The organism is Streptomyces sp. ICC1, from assembly GCF_003287935.1.
In the GTDB taxonomy this organism is placed as follows: Bacteria; Actinomycetota; Actinomycetes; order Streptomycetales; family Streptomycetaceae; genus Streptomyces; species Streptomyces tritrimontium.
In genome coordinates this window covers 2059282-2078909 of record NZ_CP030287.1, presented here as the reverse complement: position 1 = coordinate 2078909, position 19628 = coordinate 2059282, and the positions used below count along the sequence as shown (strand labels likewise).

Genomic DNA, 19628 nt, shown 5'->3' with positions numbered 1-19628 from the left:
GCGAGGTACCCCCCCTCACAGATCCCGGAGTGAGGAACAGAGTAGGGGGATGATCTGACAATCCCTCGGTGAATTCCCGTGCTTTTCCCGCTACTGGAAGCGCAGGAATTGCGGCGGCACCGAATCGACCAGCCACACCCCGTTGGCGCTGATCCGGAAGACGTGTTCGGCGGCGCGCATCGCCCCCGCGTCCACGCTGAGGACGACCGGCCGCCCGCGCCGCGCGCCCACGCGCGTCGCGGTCTCCCGGTCGGGGGACAGGTGGACGTGGTGGCGGGCCATCGGGCGCAGGCCCTCGGCGCGGATGGCGTCCAGGGCCGCGGCGACCGTCCCGTGGTAGAGGTACGCGGGCGGTTCGGCCTCCGGCAGGCCCAGGTCCACGGGGACGGTGTGGCCCTGGCTGGCCCGGATGCGGGTGCCGTCGACGGCGAAGCGCTGTTTGTCGTTGGCGGCGACGACGTGGTCGAGTTCGGCGCGGCCGATCGGGAAGTTGTGGGCGGCCGCCGCGTTCAGCAGGTCGTCGATCTCCACCCAGCCCTGTGGATCGAGCACCAGTCCGATGCGTTCCGGCTGGTGCCGCAGGTGTTTCGAGACGTATTTGGACACCTTCACGGTGCGTCTGTCGTCCATCCGCCCAGGGTGCCGGGTCGGCGGCGGTCGGCGCAGCGAATTTCCGCGGTCCTCCGGAGGTGGACTCCCTCTATCGCAGTTCCAAGATACGGAATACATTTTCCGCTGGACTGCCGCCTAAGGGGAAGAAAATATGATAAATAGTGCGTCTCTGTCGCGTCGAGCGGCCGCCGAGTTCATCGGCACCGCCGCGCTGCTCGTGGTGGTGATCGGGTCCGGGATCCAGGCCGCCGCCCTCACCGCCGACATCGGCGTCGCCCTCGTCGCCAACTCGCTCGCCTCGGCCATCGGGCTCGGGCTGATCATCACGCTCTTCGGGCCGCTCTCCGGCGCCCACCTCAACCCGGTGGTCACCCTCACCGCCTGGTGGGGGCGGCGTACCGGCGGCGAAGGGCTCGACGGCCGGGAGGCCCTGGTCTACGTGGCGGCCCAGACCGCCGGGGCCATCGGCGGCGCGGTCCTCGCGGAGGCGATGTTCGGCCGGGTGCCGGGCACCTTCTCCACCCAGGTCCGCGACGGCGGCCATCTGCTCGTCGGCGAGGTCGTGGCCACGGCCGGACTGGTCCTGGTGATCCAGGGCCTCGGGCGCATCGGCCGCCCGAAGCTCATCCCGGCCGCCGTCGCCGCGTACATCGCCGCCGCGATCTGGTTCACCTCCTCGGGCTCCTTCGCCAACCCGGCCGGCACCATCGGGCGCAGCTTCAGCGACTCCTTCACCGGCATCGCCCCGCAGTCGCTGCCGGGGTTCGTCGCCGCGCAACTGCTCGGCGGGATCCTCGGCCTGGCGCTCGCGGCCCTGCTCTACGGGACCACCCGCCGGGCCGCGGCCGGGAGCCCGGCGGCGAAGACCGGGGTGGCGGACGTGGCCGACACGATCGACACGACGGACGTGGCCCACGCGACCGACGCGACCGAAGTGACGGATGTGGCTGACGTGGCCGGGCCGTCCGGACCGTCCGGATCGTCCGGGATCAGCCGTCCGGTGGCCGAAACAGGCCCCTCCGGTTCGGCGTACCAGACCGTCGGATGACCTCCGGGGCATGGTTCCCCACAGGGTGGGGGGAGTTGTCCACAGCCCTTTGGGCCGGTTTCGGCGGCAAAAGAGCGATCCGCCCTGTGGACTACTGATCGAGCACTACCGGCCGCCCCGGCTCGCCAGATCGTTCATCGTCCGGGCCTGCAGCTCCCGCTCCGTGGCGGCCCGGACGAACTCCGCCACGTGGTCGGCGCCCACCAGCTCCTGCACCGCCCGCACGGTCTCGGCGGGCAGCGCCACCGGAGCCGGCCCCGAAGGCTGCGGGGTCCCGACGGCTCCGAGGTGCCGCTGCAGGTGCCGGGTCGCGAAGAGCCGCATCGCCCGGGCCAGTTCCGCGTCCACCGACTGCTGCGCCAGCGGCCGCAGTCTGCGCACCATCGTCGCCGCCTCGGCCGCGTCCGAGTCCGTGGGCGGGACGGCGCCCAGGTAGCGGGCGAAGACGTGCTCCGTGGTGAACTCCAGGAAGCGCGAGGCGATGTGCTCCACCTGGCCGCGCAGCTCCCGCAGGTGACCGGTGATCGCGGGCAGCGGGACCCCGGCGGCATACAGCTCGGCGGCCACCGCCAGCTCCTGCGGGGAGGGCACCAGGTACTGGTCAGGGCGCCCCGGGATCCGCTCCAGCACTCCCAGTTCGCAGGCCTCGCCGACCGCGTCGTCGTCGGGCTTGCCGCCGAACCGGTCGTTCAGCTCGTCCCGGGTGATCCGGGCCGCCTCCTCGTCCGTCCACGGTCCGTGCACCTCGGCGACCAGCCCGAGGACGCCGCCGAGCCCGCGGCCCGCGTCCCAGGCCTCCAGCAGTTCCTTGATGGAGGCCAGGGTGTAGCCGCGGTCCAGCAGGTCGGCGATCTGGCGCAGCCGCGCCAGATGCGTGTCCCGGTAGACGTTGGAGCGGCCTCGGCGCTCCGGCTTCGGCAGCAGACCGCGGTCCTGGTACGCCCGGATCGTGCGGACGGTCGCACCGCTGTGGTGCGCCAGATCCTCGATCCGGTACTCGGCTACTGCCTGCTCGGACAATCCCGGCTCCCTACGACATGGCGGCTCGGCCGACCGCGCCCGCCGCGGAGCGGGCGGCAGGCGAAGCCGCAAGGTACTCGACCGCCCTGCGCAGCGAGCCCTCCTGCGAGGGATGGTACGACCGCCGCAGGTAGCGGGGTATGGCCATGCCGAGCTCTCTCCAACCTCCTCCGCGCCGGGACCGGTGCTCCGAAGGGCGGGCTCTCCCTCAGCAGCCGCTCGAAGAGGAGGTGGTCTTCCCGTCGAAGGCCACCCGCCGCGGCGCGATCGCGTACGCGTACGCGATCGCGCTCACAGCCTGGGCTCCACTCTCGCGAGCCGGCGCAGCGTCCCCGGCGCGAACCGGGACATCCACAGGGCGCCCTTGGACTCGGGAGTCACCGGGACCACGGCCTGGTTCTGCACCACCGCGAGCAGGATCGCGTCGGCGACCTTCTCCGGCGGGAAGTTGCGCAGCCCGTAGAGCCGGGAGGACTTCTGCTGGCGGCGCTTCTCCTCGGCCTCGTCCACCCCGGCGAAGCGGGAGGTGGCGGTGATGTTGGTGTTGACGATGCCGGGGCAGATCGCAGAGACCCCGATCGACTGCGACGCCAGCTCCGCGCGCAGGCACTCGCTCAGCATCAGCACCGCCGCCTTGGAGGTGCTGTAGGCGGGCAGCGTCCTGGACGGCAGGTAGGCGGCGGCGGACGCGGTGTTGACGATGTGCCCGCCCTGTCCCCGCTCGGCCATCTGCTTGCCGAAGATCCGGCAGCCGTGGATGACCCCCCACAGGTTGACGTCGAGGACCTTCTTCCAGTCCTCGGCGGTCGTCTCCAGGAACGGGCCGGAAAGGCCGATCCCGGCGTTGTTGACCAGGACGTCCACGATCCCGTACTCCGCGGCGACCTTCGCGCCGAGCTTCTCCATCGCCTGCTCGTCGCTGACGTCGACGCACTCGCCCCACGCCTTCGGCGAGCCGACGAGCCGCGCCATGTCGGCGGTGCGGGCCGCGCCCTCCGCGTCCCGGTCCACGCACACCACGCGGGCCCCGGACTCGGCGAACGCGAAGGCCGTGGCCCGGCCGATGCCGCTGGCGGCTCCGGTGACCAGGACCAGCTGCCCGCCGAACCGGTCGGCGTACTTGCCCGGGGCCTTCCGCTCGGGCGCCCGTGCGGCGGGCTCCTCCCGCGCGGTGACGAACTCGGTGATCCACGCGGCCAGCTGGTCGGGCCGGGTCCGGGGCACCCAGTGCTTGGCCGGCAGGGTGCGCCGCACCAGGTCCGGGGCCCACAGCTCCAGCTCGTCGTAGAGCCGCTCGGACAGGAAGGCGTCCCCGGTGGGGGTGATCAGCTGGACCGGTACGTGCGCGTACGCGTCGGCGCGCGGCCGGCGCAGCCGGGGCCGGACGTTGTCCCGGTAGAGCCAGGCGCCGTGCGCGGCGTCAGAGGGCAGGGAGGCCGTGGGGTAGTTCCCGGCCGGGACCTTCTCGATCCGCTGGAGGATCTTCGGCCACTGCTTGCCGAGCGGCCCGCGCCAGGCGAGCTCCGGCAGCACGGGCGTGTGGAGCATGTACACGTACCAGGACTTGGCGCCCTGGCTCAGCAACTGGGCGGCCCGCCGCGGGGTGGGCCGCGCCATCCGCTTCTTGATCCAGTGCCCGAAGTGGTCGAGCGAGGGCCCGGACATCGAGGTGAAGGAGGCGATCCGGCCCTCGGTCCGGGCCACCGTCGCGAACTCCCAGCCCTGGACCGAGCCCCAGTCGTGGCCGACGAGGTGGACCGGGCGGTCCGGGCTGACCGCGTCCGCGACCGCGAGGAAGTCGTCGGTCAGCTTCTCCAGGGTGAAGCCGCCGCGCAGCGGCTTCGGGGCCGTGGAGCGCCCGTGGCCGCGCACGTCGTAGAGCACGACGTGGAAGTGGGAGGCCAGCCGCTCGGCGACCTCCGACCAGACCTCCTTGCTGTCCGGGTACCCGTGCACCAGCACCACGGTCGGCCGCTGCGCGTCACCGAGCTCGACGACGCAGAGCTCGACCCCGCCGGTGCTCACCCAGCGCTCGCGCGCGCCCGCCAGACCCGTCTCCGTCATCCCGCTCATGCCGCCTTCTCCTCAGCCCAGCGCCGCACGTGCGGCAGATCGTCGTCCAGCCAGAACGCGCTCTCCTCGGGGTCCCGGGAGTCGGTGACGACCAGGATCTCCTCGAACTTCGCGCCGGTGCCCCGGAAACCCAGGTGCGGCTCCACCGCCCACAGGCCGGGCTGCGGCAGGTGGTCGGAGAAGTGGTACGGGCTCCACAGCGGGGACCAGCCCTCGCGGTGGCCGTGCAGGGCGTCGGAGGCCAGCCCCTTCAGGGCCTGGGTGCCGAACCCGAACGCGGTCGGCGACCAGCGCCGCTCCTTGACCCGGTCTATCTTGTGCGCGATGACGCCGAAGGGGTAGGCCCGGTGCCGGTTGGCGTACCCCTGGCTGATCATCAGCCGTTCCACGTTCTCGTAGATGTCGCGCAGGGAGCGGCGCTCGCGCACCTGGTCCAGGATCAGCGCGCGGTGCGCCTTCAGGTCGGACATGAGCCGGTCCTGCACCGGGTTGAGGCCGAGGCTGCCCGAGTACCCGATGTCGGCGGTGTAGCCCTTGTAGACCGGGGCCATGTCGAGGATGAACGGCATCCCCGGCTCCAGGGCGCGGTTCGTCGGGAAGAACTGCAGGGGGATCTTGAAGTCCGTGAAGGCGGTGCGGTCGCCGAACCACGCGAACGGCATGTGGAACCAGTCCCGCACCCCGCGCTCGCGCAGCCATTCGCGCTGCATCCGCGCGGCCTCGCGCTCGGTGACACCGGGGCGCAGCTGCGCCGCGACGGCCTCCGCGCACTCGTAGGAGAGTCGCTGCACTTCCTTGAACCCGCGCAGTTCGGCGGAGAGTTCTGTGGTGCGTTGCTTGGTGTCCCCAGCCATGCCAGCCGTCCGTCCGTGTAGCCGTACGCGCCCGTAACTTGACACTGATGAATGTGACAATGACCGGAGGTCACGTCAAGGCCCGTGCACGGACCTGTGGACAAACTTGTCCGGTGCGCGTCAGCCTGGAGTCAGCCTTCTGCCAGGGTCCGTAGTCCTGAAGGCGGAGAAAGGATCGAGCTCCAGGTCTGACGATCGGACCGTCCACCGCCACTAACGTCGGTGACGTGACTGTCATCGCGACCGAAAGCCTGAGCAAGCGGTACCCCCGAGTGACCGCGCTCGACCGGCTCTCCCTGGACATCGGGCCCGGCGTAACCGGGCTCGTGGGCGCCAACGGGGCCGGCAAGTCCACGCTGATCAAGATTCTGCTGGGACTCTCCCCCGCCACCGAGGGCACCGCCGCCGTGCTCGGACTCGACGTCGCCACCCATGGCGGCACGATCCGTGAACGCGTCGGCTACATGCCCGAGCACGACTGCCTGCCTCCCGACGTCTCGGCCACCGAGTTCGTCGTGCACATGGCGCGCATGTCCGGGCTCCCGCCGACCGCGGCGCGCGAGCGCACCGCTGACACCCTGCGCCACGTCGGGCTGTACGAGGAGCGCTACCGCCCCATCGGCGGCTACTCCACCGGCATGAAGCAGCGCGTCAAGCTGGCTCAGGCGCTGGTCCACGACCCCCAGCTGGTCCTCCTCGACGAGCCCACCAACGGACTCGACCCGGTCGGCCGCGACGAGATGCTGGGCCTGATCCGCCGCGTCTACACCGACTTCGGCATCTCGGTCCTGGTCACCTCCCACCTCCTCGGCGAGCTGGAGCGCACCTGCGACCACGTGGTGGTCGTCGACGGCGGCAAGCTGCTGCGCTCCAGCTCCACCAGCGACTTCATGCAGACCACCACGACCCTCGCGGTCGAGGTCACCGACTCCGACGCCCACCCGGACGGCACCGCCGCCCTGCGCAAGGCGCTGGCCGAGGCGGGCGTCACGCTGCACGCGGGCGAGGAGGAGGGCCTGCCCGGAGCCGGCCACATCCTCCTCGTCGAGGCCACCGGCGAGGCGACGTACGACGTCGTCCGCGACGCCGTCGCCGAGCTCGGCATCGGCCTGGTCCGCATGGAGCAGCGCCGCCACCACATCGCGGAGGTCTTCCGCGACAGCGACGCGAAGGCCGTCCAGGCCGCCGCGCTGTCCGCCACCCAGCAGAAGGGAGCCGGTTCCGATGGCGCCTGACACCTCGACCCAGATCCACAACATCGGCTACCGGTCCTACGACGGCCCCCGGCTCGGCCGCGCCTACGCCCGGAAGTCGCTGTTCGCGCAGTCGCTGCGCGGTGCCTACGGACTCGGCCGCTCGGCCAAGTCCAAGGTGCTGCCGATGCTGCTCTTCGCGGTGATGTGCGTCCCCGCGCTGATCCTCGTCGCCATCGCCATCGCCGTGCCCGGCTCCACGGACCTGCCGATCAAGTACACGACGTACGCCCTGACCACCCAGGTGATCATCGGCCTCTACCTCGCTTCGCAGGCACCGCAGTCGGTCTCCCGGGACCTGCGCTTCAAGACGGTGCCGCTCTACTTCTCGCGGCCCATCGAGCGCGTGGACTACGTGGTGGCCAAGTTCGCCGCCATGGCCTCGGCCCTCTTCATCCTCACGGCCACCCCGCTGGTGATCATGTACATCGGCTCGCTGCTCGCGAAGTTCGACTTCGGTGACCAGACCAAGGGATTCGGACAGGGACTGGTGTCGGTACTGCTGCTGTCGCTCCTCTTCTCCGGCCTCGGCCTGGTCATGGCCGCGCTCACCCCGCGCCGCGGCTTCGGCGTCGCCGCCATCATCGCCGTGCTCCTGATCCCCTTCGGCGCGGTCACGGCCGTCCAGGGGATCGCCTACAGCACCGGATCGACCGGAGTCGTCCAGTGGCTGGGGCTGTTCTCCCCGATCAGCCTCATCGACGGGTTCCAGGCCGCCTTCCTCGGCGCCACCTCCGCCTTCCCCGGCCAGGAGGCCCCCTCGGCCGCCGCCGGCACCGTCTACCTGCTCGTCATCCTCGGCCTGATCGCCGGCTCCTACGCCGCCCTGATGGCCCGCTACCGGAAGGCCGGGCTGTGACCATCATCGACATCGACCACACTTCCCGCTGGTTCGGGAACGTCGTCGCCGTCAACGACGTGACCATGCGCATCGGTCCCGGCGTCACCGGCCTGCTGGGCCCCAACGGCGCGGGCAAGTCCACCCTCATCAACATGATGGGCGGCTTCCTCGCCCCCTCCACGGGCACCGTCACCCTCGACGGCACCCCGATCTGGCGCAACGAGCAGGTCTACAAGCAGATCGGTGTCGTGCCCGAGCGCGAGGCCATGTACGACTTCCTCACCGGCAAGGAGTTCGTCGTCGCCAACGCCGAGCTGCACGGGCTCGACGGGCTCGCCGCCCAGCGGGCCCTGGCCACGGTCGAGATGGAATACGCGCAGGACCGCAAGATCTCCACGTACTCCAAGGGCATGCGCCAGCGCGTGAAGATGGCCTCCGCCCTGGTCCACGACCCGTCCGTGCTGCTGCTCGACGAGCCGTTCAACGGCATGGACCCGCGCCAGCGCATGCAGCTCATGGACCTGCTGCGGCGGATGGGCGACGACGGCCGCACGGTGCTGTTCTCCTCGCACATCCTGGAGGAGGTCGAACAGCTCGCCTCCCACATCGAGGTGGTCGTCGCAGGCCGGCACGCCGCCTCCGGAGACTTCCGCAAGATCCGCCGCCTGATGACGGACCGCCCGCACCGCTACCTCGTCCGCTCCTCCGACGACCGGGTGCTCGCCGCGGCCCTGATCGCCGACCCGTCCACCGCCGGGATCGAGGTCGACCTGAAGGAGGGCGTCCTGCGCATCCAGGCGGTCGACTTCGGGCGCTTCACCGAACTGCTGCCGCGGGTCGCCCGCGAGCACGGCATCCGGCTGCTGACGGTCTCGCCCTCCGACGAGTCCCTCGAGTCGGTCTTCTCCTACCTCGTCGCGGCCTGAAGGAGCTGGCATCCATGTACAACCCCACCGTTGCCCGGCTCACCTACCGGGCCCTGCTCGGCCGCCGTCGCGCGCTGATCCTCTTCGCGCTGCCCGCCCTGCTGATCCTCATCTCCATCGCCGTCCGCGCCTTCACGGGTCTGGACGACAAGGTCGCCGCCGACCTCCTCGGCGGATTCGCCCTGGCCACGATGGTCCCGCTGATCGGTGTCATCGCCGGCACCGGCGCCATCGGCCCGGAGATCGACGACGGCTCGATCGTCTACCTGCTCTCCAAGCCGGTGAAGCGCCCGACGATCATCATGACCAAGCTGATCGTCGCGATCGCCGTCACCATGGTCTTCTCCGCGATCCCCACCCTGATCGCCGGCTTCATCCTCAACGGCAACGGCCAGCAGATCGCCGTCGCCTACACCGTCGCGGCGCTCATCGCCTCGATCGCCTACAGCGCGCTGTTCCTGCTGCTGGGCACCGTCAGCCGGCACGCGGTCGTCTTCGGCCTCGTCTACGCGCTGATCTGGGAGTCGCTCTTCGGCAGCCTCGTCGACGGAGCCAAGACCCTGAGCGTCCAGCAGTGGTCGCTCGCCCTCGCGCAGAAGGTCGCCGGCGAGGGGTACGTGGACGCCACCGTCGGGCTGCCCACCGCGGTGATCCTGCTCGTCGCGGTCACCGTCGGCGCCACCCTCTACGCCGGACAGAGGCTTCGCCGCCTCACCCTGGCGGGCGAGGAGTAGGGCACGAACCACCCGCACCCGTGCCGGGTGTTTCACGTGAAACAGTGCCCCGCCCGGCCCACCGGCCAGGCGGGGCACAGGTTCGCGCGGCATCATCGGGGACATGATCGAGCACCCCGAGCCCGAGCCGTCCAGGCCGATACGGTCCTGGATACGGTCCGCGCCCGGAACCCACATCTGGTTGCTGATCATCGCCCTCACCAGCGTGGTGGTCGTGATCGTGCCCGACCACCTCGAGCACGTCCTGCTCCACCGCAACAGCAGCAACATCCACGAGCTCGCCCGCCACCCCATACGGGCCCTGCTCAGCAGCGCCTTCTGGATCGAGGACCCGGCCTCGCTCCCCCTCTACGTCGTGCTCTTCGAGGTCTTCCACGCCAATGTCGAACGCTGGCTCGGCACGCTGCGCTGGCTCTTCATCATCACGACCGGCCACGTCACCGCCACCCTGATCAGCCAGAAGCTCGTCCTGATGGCCATCCAGGACAACCGCGCCCCGCGCAGCATGGTCCGTGTCGTCGACATCGGCGTCAGCTACGGCCTCGCCACCGCCATCGGAGTGCTGGCCTACCGCCTCCCCGGCCCCTGGCGCTGGCTCTACCTGGCGGGGTCCGTGGCGTTCTTCGGGATCCCGCTCCTCACCGGCGCCACCTTCACCGATTACGGCCACGCCATCGCGCTCGCCGTAGGACTGCTCGCGTGGCCGCTCACCCGGCATCCGCACCCGCGCGCAGCGCGGGCCGCCCCGGCCGCGCGTGTTTCACGTGAAACATGATCAGGCGCGTTCCGGCTGCGCCACCCCGTGCTCCCAGGCCCACGAGGCGATCCCCACCCGGTTGCGGACCCCCAGCTTCGCCTGCACGTTGGCGACGTGCGTCTTCGCGGTCCCGGCGCTGATGAAGAGCTCGGCACCGATCTCCGCGTTCGTGTGCCCCTTCGCCACCAGCCGTACGATTTCCACCTCGCGCCCCGTCAACGGGTGGCCGCCGCGCGGCGCGACCGGGTGCTCCTGGGCCAGCCGGCTCAGCAGACGCACCGTGATCTGGGGACTGATCAGCGTGTCCCCGGCCATGGCCGCCCGCACCCCCTCGATCAGCAGCGCCGGTCCCGACCGCTTCAGCAGGAAACCGCAGGCACCGTCCCGCAGCGCGGTGTGCACGTACTCGTCCAGGTCGAAGGTGGTCACCACCACGACCCGGGTCGCGGGTGCCAGCAGCCGCGTCACTTCCAGCCCGTCCAGCAACGGCATCCGGATGTCCGTCAGCACCACGTCCGGCCGCAGCTCCCGGGCCAGCGCCACCGCACGCTCCCCGTCCGCGGCCTCCCCCACGACGGTCATGTCGGGCTGCGAATCGAGGATCAACCGGAAGCCGCTGCGGATGTCCTCTTGGTCGTCGGCTATCAGGATGCGTGTGGTCACTCGGACATGATCACCCGGCCGGGCGCCCCGCCGCCGGGAAGACGGCGGAAACCCTCCAGCCGCCGTCGGCTCCCGCCCCGGCCCGCAGGGTCCCGCCCGCGGCCTCCACCCGGGCGCGCAGACCGGCCAGTCCCGTACCGCTGCGGCGCCGACGGCCCAGCAGCCCCGCCGGGCCGCGCGGGGCGGCGGAGTTGGCCACGCTGACCTCCATGCCCGACCCGGCCCGCTGGAGGGTGACCAGCACCGAGGCCGCCCCCGGCGCGTGCCGGCGTACGTTCGTCAAGGCCTCGACGGCCACCCTGTACGCGGTGGTGTCCGCCTCCCGTGACAGCTCTTCCAGCACGCCGGGGTCGGCGGCCAGTTCCGCGCCCTCGAACCGCTCCACCAGCTCCGGCAGTTCGGCCAGACCCGGCACCGGGGCCGTGGGCCCGCCGGCGGCCTCGTGCAGCGCGTGCACGGTCCGGTCCATCGACGCCAGGGCACTCAGACCGGCGGCCTCGATCCGCTCCAGGGCGAGGAGCGCCTGTCCGGGATCCCGCTCGGCCACGAACCGGGCCGCCTGTGCCCGCACCACGATCGCGCTCACGTCGTGCGCGACGAAGTCGTGCAGGTCCCGGGCCAGCTCCAGTTGCTGGTCGCGCCGCGCGTCCCGTACGGCCTGCCGGACCCGACCGGCCTGACGGCGCAGGTAACCGCCGGCGGCCACCGCGCCGACGGCCGGCAGCGACCAGAACGCCGCCGCTCCGCAGACCTCCAGCCACGATCCGCCGCCCCACACCAACGGGACCGGCCACCCGGCCACCGCGGCCACGCCCAGGAAGCCCGCGGCGCACCCGGACCGCACCGGGGACCAGCGCGCCACCAGGGCCAGCAGCGGCAGCAGGAGGACCATCCCGGCCAGCGTCCACGCCTCGGGAACGCGCACGACGGAGCAGACCAGGGACAGCAGGCCGGCCGAGGCCAGCGCGGGAGCGTACGCGTTCGGTTTCGCAGGCACGCCCCGACCCTACGAGGCCGCCCCCACCGGGGCCATCTGCCGTTCGGCAGAGGCGGACCGGCGCCGGCCGGCCCGGAGACCTGCTGATCGGCGGATGGTTCCGAGGGCTTCGCCGCACGAGGCTTGAGGCATCACCCCGCCTCCCGGACAGGACTTGACGATGACCGTGCACACCACCCCCGCCCCGACCGTCCCTGACTCCGTCTCCGCCCCTCCCGCCTCCACGGACCCGGCGCTCGCCACGGTTCCCGGTGTCTCGCGGGCCGCCCGCTGGGCCGCCAAGGGCGCCGCCCTCACGCTCCTGCCCACCGGCCTGTGGCGCACGGCCATCGCCTTCGGCATCCCGTCGGGCTTCAAGGAGGGCGATGTGCTGCACGTGAGCAACTACCCGAGCAGGTACTCCTTCTACCTGATCGCGCTCAGCGTCGTCGCCGAGCTGATCGGTCTGCTCGCCCTGGGCCTCGTCCAGCGCTGGGGAGAGGTGATGCCCCACTGGGTGCCGTGGCTCGGCGGCCGCCGCATCCCTCCGCTCGCCGCCGTCATACCCGCCGCCACCGGCGCCGCGCTGGTCACCTTGATCACTGTGTACTGCGCGTTCGGCTGGAGCGACCCCGAGAACATGGGCGGTGAGTTCGCCCCGACCGGCATCGCCCGGTGGGTCATGACCGCGAGCTACGCGCCCCTGCTGCTGTGGGGGCCGCTGCTGGCCTTCGCCACGGCGGCGTACTGGCGGCGGCGCCGGATCCACGGCTGAGGCACGGAAATTGACTGGTACGAGGCGTGCGGCAGGGGCAGAGTGAGCCGTGCGGGGAGAACAAAGAGGGTCCGGAACAGCCACTTCGAGCGCGCCTCGCGGCGCGGGCTGTTCCGGACCCTTCCCTGTGTGCCGTCCCGGGTTATGCGGTGCCGAGCAGACGCTCCAGGACCACCGCGATGCCGTCCTGCTCGTTGGAGGCGGTCACCTCGTCGGCCACCGCCTTCAGCTCCGCGTGGGCGTTGGCCATCGCCACCCCGTGCGCAGCCCAGCCGAACATCGGGATGTCGTTGGGCATGTCGCCGAAGGCGATCGTGTCGGCGGCCTTCACGCCCAGCCGGCGCGCGGCCAGCGAGAGGCCGGTGGCCTTGCTCAGCCCCAGCGGCAGTATCTCCACGACGCCCGGACCGGCCATGACGACGCCGACCAGATTGCCCACGGTCTGCCGGGCCACCTCGACGAGTGCGTCCTCGTCCAGCTCGGGGTGCTGTATGTACAGCTTGTTCAGCGGGGCCGTCCAGACATCGGCGGTGTCCTCCAGGTAGACCGCCGGAAGACCCTCCTGCACCTGGTAGCCGGGGCCGAAGAGCACGTCGCCGTCGACTCCGTCCCGGCTGGCGGCCAGGGCCAGCGGACCCACCTCGGCCTCGATCTTCTCCAGCGCGATCGCGGCCAGCTTCCGGTCGAGCGTCACCGAGGTGAGCAGCCGGTGCGTGCCCGCGTCGTAGACCTGTGCGCCCTGCCCGCAGACCGCGATGCCCTGGTAGCCGAGGTCGTCGAGGATGTGCCGGGTCCACGGCACGGCGCGGCCCGTGACGACGATGTGCGCCGCACCCGCCGCGGTGGCCGCGGCGAGTGCCTCACGGGTGCGTTCGGAGACGGTGTCGTCGCCGCGCAGCAGCGTGCCGTCCAGATCGGTCGCGACGAGCTTGTACGGGAACGGGGCCGGGCTCACTTGGCGATCGGCTCCAGGAACTCGCGGCCGCCCAGGTAGGGACGGAGCACCGGGGGCACCCGGACCGTGCCGTCGGCCTGCTGGTGGTTCTCCAGGATGGCGACGATCGTGCGCGGGACGGCGCACAGAGTGCCGTTCAGCGTGGACAGCGGAGCGGTCTTCTTGCCGTCGCGGTAGCGGATCGACAGGCGGCGGGCCTGGAAGCCGTCACAGTTCGAGGCGGAGGTCAGCTCGCGGTACTTGCCCTGGGTGGGGATCCACGCCTCGCAGTCGAACTTGCGGGAGGCGGAGGAGCCCAGGTCGCCGGTGGCGACGTCGATCACCTGGAAGGGCAGCTCGAGGCTGGTCAGCCACTGCTTCTCCCACTCGAGGAGACGCTGGTGCTCGGCCTCGGCCTCCTCCGGCGCGACGTACGAGAACATCTCGACCTTGTCGAACTGGTGGACGCGGAAGATGCCGCGGGTGTCCTTGCCGTACGTGCCGGCCTCGCGGCGGAAGCACGGGGAGAAGCCGGCGTAGCGCAGCGGCAGCTTGTCCGCGTCGATGATCTCGTCCATGTGGTACGCGGCGAGCGCCACCTCGGAGGTGCCGACCAGGTAGTAGTCGTCCTTCTCCAGGTGGTAGACGTTCTCCGCGGCCTGGCCGAGGAAGCCGGTGCCCTCCATGGCGCGCGGGCGGACCAGCGCCGGGGTGAGCATCGGGATGAAGCCGGCCTCGGTGGCCTGGGCGATGGCCGCGTTGACGAGCGCGAGCTCGAGCAGGGCGCCGATACCCGTGAGGTAGTAGAAGCGCGAGCCCGACACCTTGGCGCCGCGTTCGACGTCGATGGCGCCGAGGGACTCGCCGAGCTCCAGGTGGTCCTTGGGCTCGAAGCCCTCGGCGCCGAAGTCGCGGATGGTGCCGTGCGTCTCGAGGACGGTGAAGTCCTCCTCGCCGCCGACGGGCACGTCGGTGTGGACGATGTTGCCGAGCTGCAGGAGCAGCTGCTTGGCGGCGTCGTCCGCCTCGTTCTGCTCGGCCTCGGCCGCCTTGACGTTCTGCTTGAGCTGGTCGGCCTTCTTCAGCAGCTCGGCCCGCTCCTCCGGAGAGGCCTTGGGGATGAGCTTGCCGAGCGACCTCTGCTCGTTGCGGAGTTCGTCGAATCGCATGCCGGAGGACCTGCGGCGCTCGTCGGCGGAGAGCAGGGCGTCGACGAGGGCGACGTCCTCTCCACGGGCGCGCTGCGAGGCGCGGACACGGTCAGGGTCTTCACGGAGCAGCCGGAGGTCAATCACCCCTCCAGGCTACCGGGCCGGGCTTCCTGGGATCACACCGATATCACGCTGCGTGTCGCTATGTCCCAATTGCCGCGAATGGAAAACTTTCGACAGGTGACCGGAAGTGATCCTTCCTCCGGAGTCGATAAAAGCGGTCCCATTCCCCGAAATGGGACGGGGCGCCGGCGGCCGGGCACCCCCTGAGCAGGGCCGCAGCGCGTTCCTTGTCCACAGGGATTTCCCCCTGGACCGGCTTATCCACAGGCTGTGCGCCGCATCTGTGGACACAGGAATAGTTCAATCCCGGCGGCGGAGCGAGCGGGCTCAATCAGGGTTCAAACCACCCTCACACACTCATTCGGGTGGGAATGGCTCGCCCCAAAGAGTTGATCGACGATGCGGGGGTGACGCCGTTCACCTCTCGCTCCCCAGCGCGAAACCTGTGCCACCCGACCGATTTGTCGACCTTGTCGTGCTGCTCTGTCGACTTGTCCCCAGGTTCACATCTCTGCCTGTGGATAACTCTGTGGACAGTGGACGGAGCGCTACGGACGCCCGTCGAGGCAGCGCGTCAGCCAGTCCGAGGCCGCCGTGAAATCGCCGTCCGAGGTGCCGGGCCGGGCCCCCTGGACGTCACCCTGAGCTACACCGGCGCGCGGATACGAGCCGAGGAACCGGATCTGGGGACAGGTGCGCTTGAGGCCCATGAGCGCCTCGCCCACGCGGCGGTCGGAGATGTGCCCCTCGGCGTCCACGGCGAAGCAGTAGTTGCCGATCCCCTCGCCCGTCGGCCGGGACTGGATCAGCATCAGGTTCACTCCGCGGACGGCGAACTCCTGGAGCAGCTCCAGCAGGGCACCGGGGCGGTCGTCGCCGAGCCACAGCACCACCGAGGTCTTGTCCGCGCCGGTCGGCGCGGCCGGCCGGGCCGGGCGGCCCACGAGCACGAAGCGCGTCTCCGCGTTCTGCGCGTCGTGGATCTCGGTGACCAGCGGCACGAGCCCGTAGGTGGCGGCCGCGAACTCCCCCGCGAAGGCGGCGTCGAAGCGGCCCTCCTGGACGAGGCGGGCCCCGTCGGCATTGGAGGCGGCCGACTCCCACAGCGCGTCGGGCAGGTTCGCTCGCAGCCAGTTGCGCACCTGGGGCTGCGCGACCGGGTGCCCGGTGACGGTCTTGACGTCCGACAGCTGCGTGCCCGGCCGGACCAGCAGCGCGAACGCGATCGGGAGCAGCACCTCGCGGTAGATCATCAGCGGGACGCCCGAGGCCAGCTCGTCCAGGGTCGAGGTGACCCCGCCCTCCACCGAGTTCTCGATCGGGACCAGCGCCGCCGCGGCCTCGCCGTTGCGTACGGCGTCCAGGGCGGCCGGGACCGAAACCATCGGGACGAGCTCCCGGGTCGCGGCTTCGGGCAGTGTGCGAAGGGCGGCTTCGGTGAACGTGCCCTCGGGACCGAGATAGGTGAAGCGGGTGGCCGACATGCGATCAGCCTAATGCCGGGGCCCCGACGCGACCTGGGCTGTTCACCCTTCGAGCAGCCGCTGACCCACGTACTCCCCGGCGCGCGCGCCGGGCGGCACCGCGTACAGCCCGCTGGACTCGTGCCGGATGAATTCCGACAGCGCGTCGCCGCGATCGAGCTTGCGCTGGACCGGGACGAAACCGCGTACCGGATCGGCCTGCCAGCAGATGAAGAGCAGCCCGGCATCGGGGGCCCCGTCGGCGGCGGTCCCGTCGTGGAAGGAGAAGGGGCGCCGGAGCATGGCCGCCCCGCCGTTCTGCGCGGGCGCCGAGATCCGCGCGTGCGCGTTGGAGGGGATGACCGGCTTGCCGTCGGCGCCGAGCTTGTCGAGGGCCATGGCGGTGGTCTCGCCGCCGCCGGTCAGCGGGGCGCCGGTGGCCTTCGTACGGCCGATGACCTGCTCCTGCTGGGTGAGCGACTGCTGCTCCCAGGGGTCGAGGAGCATGCGGATGCGGCGTACGACGGCGTACGAGCCCCCGGCCATCCAGGCGTGCTCGGCCGGCCCCCCGCCCTGGACGAAGATCCGCTTGTCGAAATCGGCCTCGGAGGGCTTCGGATTGTTGGTGCCGTCGACCTGGCCCATGAGGTTGCGGGCGGTCATGGGGGTGGCGGTGGCGCCGGGAGACCGATTGAAGCCGTTCATCTGCCAGCGGAGGCGGGCCGCCTGCCCGGCTTCCTTCTGCAGGGCGCGCAGCGCGTGGAAGGCGACGAGCGCGTCGTCGGCGCCGATCTGGACCCACAGGTCGCCGTTGCTGCGCTGGGGGTCGAGCCGGTCGGAGGAGAAGTCCGGCAGCGGGTCGAGGGCGACGGGACGGCGGCCCGCCAGGCCCGTGCGCTCGAAGAAGGAGTGGCCGAAGCCGAAGGTGACGGTGAGCGAGGAGGGGCCGGAGTCCAGGGCGATGCCGCTGTCGGCGATCGGCGCGTTCTCGCCCGCCGTCAGCCGCCGGGCGGTGTCGGACCAACGGCGCATCAGGGCGGCGGCCTCGGTGCGACCGGCACCCGGCGCCAGGTCGAAGGCGAGGACGTGGCCCTTGGCCTGGAGGGGCGTCGTGATGCCGGCCTGGTGCGTCCCCTCGAAGGCCACCCGGGTGGCGCCGATGGACGCCAGCGTGCCGGCGGCGCCGCCGGAGCCCGTCGTCCCCGGCCCGGACACGGCCGAGTGCACGAGGGCCCCGCCGGTGGCGCCGAGGGCGAGCCCGGCGGCGCCCGCGGCGCCGACCGTGCCCAGCAGCCGGCGCCGGGAGATCTCGACGTCGGGGCTGCCCTGGGCGTTCTCGGTGGTCTCGCTGCTGTTCTGGGTCACGCTGGTCAGCCGATCTTGACGTTCTTCTGGACGGTCGTCTGGTCGATGTCGGAGGTGCGGACGGTCACGTCGATCTGCCAGTCGCCAGGGAGCGGCAGCTGGACGCCCGAAGCGCTCCAGTGTCCGGCCGCGGCCCGCTCGGGTGCGACCGGCAGCGGGCCGACGTCCTTGGCCCGGAGGGTGAACGCCACCTTGACCTCGGGGAGGTCGAGGGGCTTGCCGTCGGGGGTCTCGGCCCACACGTGGAGGGTGTTCGCACCGACGCGGCCGGGGTCGAGCTGGAGCCGGACGGAGCCCTTGCCGTTCTGGCCGCCGGTGTCGAAGGGCATCGTGATCTTGACCGCGCGGTCGGGAACGGCGGTGGCGGTGGACCCGCTGCCGGCTTCCAGCTCCGCCGCGCGGCCGGGCTCCGTACTGGTGAGGACGGTGGTGACGGCCAGCAGGACCACGGCGACGCCCGCCTCGGCCAGCACGGACCGGCGAAGGCCCGCGCGGTCCGGGTCGGCGTCGCGCGCCTGCTTCTCCCGTGCGGTGCGCCGGGCGGCGCTCTGGCGGGCCAGCTGGGCGGCGCGCCGGGGGTCGGCGGGAAGCGCCCCGGCCGTTGTTTCACGTGAAACATCGCCCGGCTCGGCGGCCCCGACCCTGGCTTCCTCGTCCTGCTCCACCCCGTTCTCGGCCCGGGCCGTCCCGGTGAGCCGCGAGGTCCACTTGCGGGAGACGTAGGCGACGCCGACGAGGACGAGGACGAGGCCGATCTTGACGAGCAGCAGCCGGCCGTAGTCGGTTCCGGTCAGCGCCGACCAGCTGCCGACCTGGCGCCAGGACTGGTAGGCGCCGGTGGCGGTCAGCACGAGAACGCTGGTGAAGGCGACGGCGGAGAACCGCCGGATGGCCTCGCGCTCGATCCCGGGGACCTTGTGGAGGGCGACGAGCAGGGCGGTGAGTCCGCCGAGCCAGGTGGCGACGGCCATCAGGTGCAGGATGTCGACGGGCATGGCGAGGGCGGGCTGGATGCCGGTGGAGGCGTGCTCGGACAGCGCCCATGTGGCGGCGATGCCCGCGGCGACCACGGCTCCGCCGACGCCGAGACCGAAGAGGAGGTCGCTCTCGTCCTTGGCGTCGGCGGAGTCCTTGGCCTCGTCTCCGGAAGCCTCGTCCACGGAAGCCCCGTCCACGGGACCTCCGTCCACAGGGGTCCCCTCCCCGGAGGCCCCGTCACTCCGGTGGCGCCGCGCGTAGGCGCCGAACAGGACGGTGATGAAGAGCGCGGCGGCGCCGAGGAGGAGCAGTCGCGAGACGAGCGAGGCGCCGGACTTGGTCTCCAGCACGGACTTCAGCCCGGCCAGGTCGAAGACGTCGGCGAACTTGCCGGACCCCGTGTAGGGGTTGCGGAGCACGAGCATCGTGAGGGTGGCCACGGTGAGCGTGACCCAGGCCCGTACGACCAGCTTCTGCATCGACCGCTCCGCGGCCCCCCGGCGCCAGCACAGGAGGATGAAGGCGGCGGCCCCGACGAGGACGGCGAACCCGGCGTAGGCGACGTAGCGCGCGATCCCGTAGGCGATGGCGACGGGCCCGTCCCCCGCCGCCCGCGAGGGCAGCGAGACGGTCGTCGCGGAGGGGGCGCCGATGGAGAAGGTGAAGGCGCCGGCGATCGGGTGGCTGTCGGCGGATATGGCCTGCCAGGCGACCGTGTAGGTGCCGTCCGGCAGTCCCGGGCGCAGGGCGGTTCCGTAGCGGATGGTGTTCCCGCTGCAGAGGTCGCGCAGTTCACCGGTGTCGACGCGCTTGCCCTGCGGGTCCAGGACGCGGATGGAGTCGCCGTTCATGGCGACGCCCTCCGAGAACGAGAGGGTGATCTGGGCGGGTGCCGCGGCGACCACCGCCCCGTCCCCCGGATCGCTCGCGGTGAGTGCGGCGTGCGCCGAGGCCGGGGCGGCCGCGGCGAAGAAGGCTGCCAGCAGCGCGGCGAGGACCAGCGTGAGCCGCGGCAGCAGTGCCGTGGCACGCACGCGGGCCGTGGAGGGGGGCGGGGCGGTGGCCGTCATGGCGTGTCAGTC

18 protein-coding genes and 1 pseudogene are annotated in these 19628 nt (G+C 71.6%); 7 read left to right on the top strand and 12 right to left on the bottom strand.

Features of this window, described 5'->3' with window-relative positions; genetic code table 11:
- Positions 1-90 precede the first annotated feature (90 nt).
- A complete protein-coding gene (locus DRB96_RS09820; RefSeq protein WP_112448078.1) occupies positions 91-630 on the bottom strand; it encodes an RNA 2'-phosphotransferase in 540 nt (179 codons plus the stop codon).
- A gap of 133 nt (positions 631-763) precedes the next feature.
- Between DRB96_RS09820 and DRB96_RS09815 the strand changes: the two genes are divergently transcribed.
- A complete protein-coding gene (locus DRB96_RS09815; protein ID WP_112448077.1) occupies positions 764-1660 on the top strand; it encodes an aquaporin in 897 nt (298 codons plus the stop codon).
- A gap of 105 nt (positions 1661-1765) precedes the next feature.
- Here DRB96_RS09815 and DRB96_RS09810 read toward each other — a convergent pair whose 3' ends face one another.
- The 4 genes and pseudogenes from DRB96_RS09810 to DRB96_RS09795 all read right to left on the bottom strand — a co-directional run bounded on the left by DRB96_RS09810 (position 1766) and on the right by DRB96_RS09795 (position 5607).
- Entirely contained in the window at positions 1766-2680 is a 915-nt protein-coding gene (locus tag DRB96_RS09810) for a MerR family transcriptional regulator (protein ID WP_112448076.1), read from the bottom strand.
- 10 nt (positions 2681-2690) lie between these two features.
- Positions 2691-2843, bottom strand: a pseudogene (locus DRB96_RS44435) (metal-dependent hydrolase); the annotation flags it as partial.
- A 128-nt stretch (positions 2844-2971) separates the two neighbouring features.
- Positions 2972-4744 (bottom strand): SDR family oxidoreductase, encoded by a 1773-nt coding sequence (locus DRB96_RS09800; protein ID WP_112453313.1) that lies wholly within the window; start codon positions 4742-4744, stop codon positions 2972-2974.
- A 5-nt stretch (positions 4745-4749) separates the two neighbouring features.
- Positions 4750-5607 (bottom strand): M24 family metallopeptidase, encoded by an 858-nt coding sequence (locus DRB96_RS09795; RefSeq protein ID WP_112448075.1) that lies wholly within the window; start codon positions 5605-5607, stop codon positions 4750-4752.
- A gap of 227 nt (positions 5608-5834) precedes the next feature.
- Between DRB96_RS09795 and DRB96_RS09790 the strand changes: the two genes are divergently transcribed.
- From DRB96_RS09790 to DRB96_RS09770, 5 genes are all read left to right on the top strand, one after another.
- Entirely contained in the window at positions 5835-6842 is a 1008-nt protein-coding gene (locus DRB96_RS09790) for an ABC transporter ATP-binding protein (protein WP_112448074.1), read from the top strand.
- A complete protein-coding gene (locus DRB96_RS09785) occupies positions 6832-7719 on the top strand; it encodes an ABC transporter permease subunit (protein WP_112448073.1) in 888 nt (295 codons plus the stop codon). Before DRB96_RS09790 ends, DRB96_RS09785 begins: the two co-directional genes overlap by 11 nt.
- Positions 7716-8627: an ABC transporter ATP-binding protein gene (locus DRB96_RS09780; RefSeq protein ID WP_112448072.1), complete on the top strand. Its 912-nt coding sequence runs from the start codon at positions 7716-7718 to the stop codon at positions 8625-8627. Before DRB96_RS09785 ends, DRB96_RS09780 begins: the two co-directional genes overlap by 4 nt.
- Positions 8628-8641: 14 nt before the next feature.
- Complete coding sequence (locus tag DRB96_RS09775) at positions 8642-9361, top strand: ABC transporter permease subunit (RefSeq protein WP_112448071.1); 720 nt, start codon at positions 8642-8644, stop codon at positions 9359-9361.
- Positions 9362-9464: 103 nt separating this feature from the next.
- The gene (locus tag DRB96_RS09770) at positions 9465-10136 is read left to right on the top strand and encodes a rhomboid-like protein (protein ID WP_112448070.1); all 672 of its coding nucleotides are present in this window, start codon (positions 9465-9467) and stop codon (positions 10134-10136) included.
- On the opposite strand, the gene DRB96_RS09765 is transcribed toward DRB96_RS09770, so the two are convergent.
- The gene (locus DRB96_RS09765; protein ID WP_112448069.1) at positions 10137-10781 is read right to left on the bottom strand and encodes a response regulator transcription factor; all 645 of its coding nucleotides are present in this window, start codon (positions 10779-10781) and stop codon (positions 10137-10139) included.
- Positions 10782-10791: 10 nt separating this feature from the next.
- Positions 10792-11778: a histidine kinase gene (locus tag DRB96_RS09760; protein WP_239516131.1), complete on the bottom strand. Its 987-nt coding sequence runs from the start codon at positions 11776-11778 to the stop codon at positions 10792-10794.
- A 160-nt stretch (positions 11779-11938) separates the two neighbouring features.
- Here DRB96_RS09760 and DRB96_RS09755 point away from each other — a divergent pair, with 160 nt between their 5' ends.
- Positions 11939-12532 (top strand): hypothetical protein, encoded by a 594-nt coding sequence (locus DRB96_RS09755; RefSeq protein WP_112448068.1) that lies wholly within the window; start codon positions 11939-11941, stop codon positions 12530-12532.
- Positions 12533-12674: 142 nt separating this feature from the next.
- Here the strand turns inward: DRB96_RS09755 and DRB96_RS09750 are convergent, their stop codons facing one another.
- From DRB96_RS09750 to DRB96_RS09730, 5 genes are all read right to left on the bottom strand, one after another.
- Positions 12675-13487, bottom strand: coding sequence for an HAD family hydrolase (locus DRB96_RS09750; RefSeq protein WP_112448067.1), 813 nt, complete (start codon positions 13485-13487; stop codon positions 12675-12677).
- Positions 13484-14761, bottom strand: coding sequence for a serine--tRNA ligase (serS, locus tag DRB96_RS09745; protein WP_112448066.1), 1278 nt, complete (start codon positions 14759-14761; stop codon positions 13484-13486). The genes DRB96_RS09750 and serS overlap by 4 nt, the downstream gene beginning before the upstream one ends.
- 527 nt (positions 14762-15288) lie before the next feature.
- Positions 15289-16224, bottom strand: coding sequence for a prephenate dehydratase (pheA, locus tag DRB96_RS09740; RefSeq protein ID WP_112448065.1), 936 nt, complete (start codon positions 16222-16224; stop codon positions 15289-15291).
- 42 nt (positions 16225-16266) lie between these two features.
- The gene (gene efeB, locus DRB96_RS09735) at positions 16267-17568 is read right to left on the bottom strand and encodes an iron uptake transporter deferrochelatase/peroxidase subunit (protein WP_239516130.1); all 1302 of its coding nucleotides are present in this window, start codon (positions 17566-17568) and stop codon (positions 16267-16269) included.
- A 5-nt stretch (positions 17569-17573) separates the two neighbouring features.
- Positions 17574-19616 (bottom strand): copper resistance protein CopC, encoded by a 2043-nt coding sequence (locus DRB96_RS09730; protein ID WP_112448064.1) that lies wholly within the window; start codon positions 19614-19616, stop codon positions 17574-17576.
- Positions 19617-19628: the final 12 nt, after the last annotated feature.

What these genes read in the sequence shown, in the direction of transcription:
- DRB96_RS09795 (WP_112448075.1), bottom strand. Translation starts at nt 5,607, where the DNA reads ATGGCTGGGGACACCAAGCAACGCACCACAGAACTCTCCGCCGAACTG.
- DRB96_RS09775 (WP_112448071.1), top strand. Translation starts at nt 8,642, where the DNA reads ATGTACAACCCCACCGTTGCCCGGCTCACCTACCGGGCCCTGCTCGGC.
- DRB96_RS09800 (WP_112453313.1), bottom strand. Translation starts at nt 4,744, where the DNA reads ATGACGGAGACGGGTCTGGCGGGCGCGCGCGAGCGCTGGGTGAGCACC.
- pheA (WP_112448065.1), bottom strand. Translation starts at nt 16,224, where the DNA reads ATGTCGGCCACCCGCTTCACCTATCTCGGTCCCGAGGGCACGTTCACC.
- DRB96_RS09820 (WP_112448078.1), bottom strand. Translation starts at nt 630, where the DNA reads ATGGACGACAGACGCACCGTGAAGGTGTCCAAATACGTCTCGAAACAC.
- DRB96_RS09770 (WP_112448070.1), top strand. Translation starts at nt 9,465, where the DNA reads ATGATCGAGCACCCCGAGCCCGAGCCGTCCAGGCCGATACGGTCCTGG.
- DRB96_RS09755 (WP_112448068.1), top strand. Translation starts at nt 11,939, where the DNA reads ATGACCGTGCACACCACCCCCGCCCCGACCGTCCCTGACTCCGTCTCC.
- DRB96_RS09730 (WP_112448064.1), bottom strand. Translation starts at nt 19,616, where the DNA reads ATGACGGCCACCGCCCCGCCCCCCTCCACGGCCCGCGTGCGTGCCACG.
- DRB96_RS09785 (WP_112448073.1), top strand. Translation starts at nt 6,832, where the DNA reads ATGGCGCCTGACACCTCGACCCAGATCCACAACATCGGCTACCGGTCC.
- DRB96_RS09815 (WP_112448077.1), top strand. Translation starts at nt 764, where the DNA reads ATGATAAATAGTGCGTCTCTGTCGCGTCGAGCGGCCGCCGAGTTCATC.